This is a genomic window from Mesorhizobium sp. M7A.F.Ca.CA.003.01.2.1 (assembly GCF_003998945.1).
GTDB lineage: Bacteria > Pseudomonadota > Alphaproteobacteria > Rhizobiales > Rhizobiaceae > Mesorhizobium > Mesorhizobium ciceri.
In genome coordinates, this window is record NZ_RZRA01000740.1 from 1 (window position 1) to 2,956 (window position 2,956).

Sequence of the window (2,956 nt, forward strand, 5' to 3'; positions counted from 1 at the left end):
ACATGACACCGACGCTGGCGCGCGGCATGAAGGTCGCGTTCACCACGCCCTACATGTACACGGGCAGCACCGTCTTCACCAAGGCCGACAGCAAGTTCAAGACCACCGAGGACTGCAAGGCCAAGGGCACCAAGATCGCCGTGCTGCTCGGCGCCACCGGCGAGAAGGAAGCCAAGAACGCCTTCCCCGATGCCGACATCAAGAGCTACAAGGGTGGCGGTCCGCTGCTGCTCGACGCCGTCAACAACGGCCAGGCCGACTGCGGCGTCAACGACGTCTCGGCGGTCAAGGGCCAGTCGACCGCCTATCCGGCCGGCACCTTCACCATCATGCCGGACCTTCTGTCGAAGGAGCCGCTTGCCTTCGCCACCCGCTATGATGAGCCGGACCTGTTGATCTGGATGAACCTGTTCCTCAACCAGGTCACTATCGACGGCCGCCTGCAGAAGAACCTCGACTACTGGGTCAATTCCGACGCCTGGAAGAAGGATCACTAAGCAGCGATAAATCCAGGCGGTTTCGCGCGCATCTTAAACGCCGCGAAGCCGCCCGGAATTTCGTTTCATCTGTCGTTGCCTGCGCTCTGGGGATTTCACCCAACGATGCTCGAAAATTTCAGTTTCCGCACCATCGTCGAATACCTGCCGTTGTTCGGACAGGGCCTGGTCACGACCGTTTGGCTGTCGGCGCTGTCCTTTGTCGGCGCGCTCATCGTCGGCATCGTGCTGTGCGCCATGAATCTGCAGCGCGGCTGGCTGTTTCGCGCCCCGGCCAAGGCCTATATCGATGCGGTGCGTGCCACGCCCTTGCTGGCGCAGCTCTATTTTCTTTATTTCGGCCTGCCCCGGCTCGGCTTCGTTCTGCCGGAACTCGTCGTCGGCATCCTCGCGTTGTCGCTGAACAGCGGCGCCTATATCGCTGAAATCATTCGCGCCGGCATCCTGTCGATCCCGCGCGGCCAGGTCGAGGCCAGCGTCGCTTCGGGCATGACCTATGTCCAGCGCATGCGCCTTGTCGTCCTGCCGCAAGCCTTCAAGGTGACGATCCCGCCGCTGCTCGGCCAGGCGATCGTGCTGGTCAAGGATTCCGCCCTTTTGTCGCTGATCTCGGTTTCGGAACTGACACGCGCCGGTCAATTGCTCGCCTCCGACCGCTTCATGCCGGCGGAAGGCTTCCTCACCATCGCCGCCTTCTATCTGCTGCTCTATTACGGCCTGAAAGGACTGGCTGGGCTCTCCAGCCGCTGGCTCGGCACAGCGGGGGCGCGGACATGATCTGGCAACAACTGCAAAGCCTCGCCGGCTCCTATCCACTGGCCCTGCGCGGCCTCGGCATGACCGTGTTGCTGTCGCTGATCAGCCTGGTGCTCGGCACGCTGCTCGGCTTCGCCCTCGGCATCCTGCGGACCGGCGGCAACCGTCTGATCTCGGGTTTGATCGGGGCCTGGGTCGACCTGATCCGCGGCACGCCGTTCCTGGTGCAGATCTTCCTGATCTTCTTCATCCTGCCTGAGTTCGGCATCGAACTCGATGCCTTCACCGCCGGCATCATCGCGCTGACCAATCTGGCTGCCTGCTTCATCTGCGAGATCGTCGTCGCCGGCATCCGCTCGGTGCCGACAGGCCAGGTCGAGGCGGCACTGGCGTCCGGCCTGTCGCGCTGGCAGCGCATGCGCCAGGTGGTGCTGCCGCAGGCGATGCGCATCGTGCTGCCGCCATTGGTCGGGCAGTATGTGCTGCTGATCAAGGATTCTTCTGTCGTCTCGGCCATCGGATTGACCGACCTCACCCGCGTCGGCTGGCTGGTGGTGCAGCGTGTGCCCAACGGCCTGCTGGTGTTCTTCCTCGTCGGCGTCGGCTATTTCATCGTCTGCTATCCGCTGATCATGCTGGCCCGCCGGCTGGAGCAGCGCATGGGCGCGGCGCATGCCGAGGTGCAGTTGTGACTTCCAACCCCAAAGGTCCAGAAAACATGACCAAAACGGGCCTTGCCAAAACCGGCATGATCGACTTTCGCGGCGTCAACAAATGGTTCGGCTCGCTCAACGTGCTCAAGGACATCACGCTCAGCGTCGAACCGCGCGAAGTGGTCGTCGTCTGCGGCCCGAGCGGCTCGGGCAAAAGCACTCTGATCCGCTGCGTCAACGGCCTGGAGGCGATCAAGGACGGCGATCTCGTCGTCGACGGCCAGCGCCTGGGCGACCCCGCCACCAACATGACCCAGCTGCGCACCGAGATCGGCTTCGTCTTCCAGTCGTTCAACCTCTACCCGCATAAGACGGCACTCGAAAACGTCACGCTCGCCCCCATCCATGTCCGCAAGATCCCGCGTGCCGAAGCCGAAAAGGCCGGCCGCGAATTGCTGGCCAAGGTAGGCCTCGCCGACAAGGTCAATGCCTATCCAGCACAGCTCTCCGGCGGCCAGCAGCAGCGCGTGGCGATCGCGCGTTGCCTCGGCATGCGGCCCAAAATCATGCTGTTCGACGAGCCGACCTCGGCGCTCGATCCCGAGATGATTTCCGAAGTGCTCGACGTCATGGTCGCGGTCGCCGAGGAAGGCATGACCATGATGGTGGTGACGCACGAGATGGGCTTTGCCCGCAAGGTCGCCCAGCGCGTGGTGTTCATGGACGCTGGCGCCATCGTCGAAAGCGGCACGCCCGACGAGTTCTTCTCACACCCCAAGACCGACCGCAGCCGCGCTTTCCTGAGCAAGATTCTGCGGCACTAAAGGCGGGCGGTCAGGTCGCCTCTTCCGCGCTGCCGCCAATCGCAAACGCTGCCGGGCCGCCGCGCCGCCTGAGCAGCGCGATGGCGAGGAAGGCGATGACGCCGCTCGCGGCGACGACCACCAGCACCCACAGGGAATTGGCGACCGATGTCCGCGCCATCATGAAGGCGAGCGCGAACGGCGCAAAGGCCGAGGTGAACTGACGGGCAGCGCTCGCCTTCATGAT

Annotated in this window: 4 protein-coding genes and 1 pseudogene; 4 read left to right on the top strand and 1 reads right to left on the bottom strand. The window is 63.7% G+C overall.

What is annotated here, in order from left to right:
• The 4 genes from EN969_RS24680 to EN969_RS24695 all read left to right on the top strand — a co-directional run.
• Positions 1-497: ABC transporter substrate-binding protein (locus tag EN969_RS24680; RefSeq protein ID WP_164758463.1), on the top strand; the 497-nt coding region annotated here is incomplete at its 5' end.
• 105 nt (positions 498-602) lie between these two features.
• Positions 603-1,274, top strand: a complete 672-nt coding sequence (locus EN969_RS24685) for an amino acid ABC transporter permease (RefSeq protein WP_013530557.1) — start codon at positions 603-605, stop codon at positions 1,272-1,274.
• Positions 1,271-1,945 (top strand): amino acid ABC transporter permease, encoded by a 675-nt coding sequence (locus tag EN969_RS24690; protein ID WP_063168655.1) that lies wholly within the window; start codon positions 1,271-1,273, stop codon positions 1,943-1,945. The genes EN969_RS24685 and EN969_RS24690 overlap by 4 nt, the downstream gene beginning before the upstream one ends.
• Before the next feature lie 56 nt (positions 1,946-2,001).
• Positions 2,002-2,730 carry an amino acid ABC transporter ATP-binding protein gene (locus EN969_RS24695; protein ID WP_024501778.1) on the top strand — a complete coding sequence of 243 codons (729 nt, stop codon included), beginning with the start codon at positions 2,002-2,004 and terminating at the stop codon, positions 2,728-2,730.
• A 10-nt stretch (positions 2,731-2,740) separates the two neighbouring features.
• Here the strand turns inward: EN969_RS24695 and EN969_RS24700 are convergent.
• A pseudogene (locus EN969_RS24700) lies at positions 2,741-2,956 on the bottom strand (MFS transporter); the annotation flags it as partial.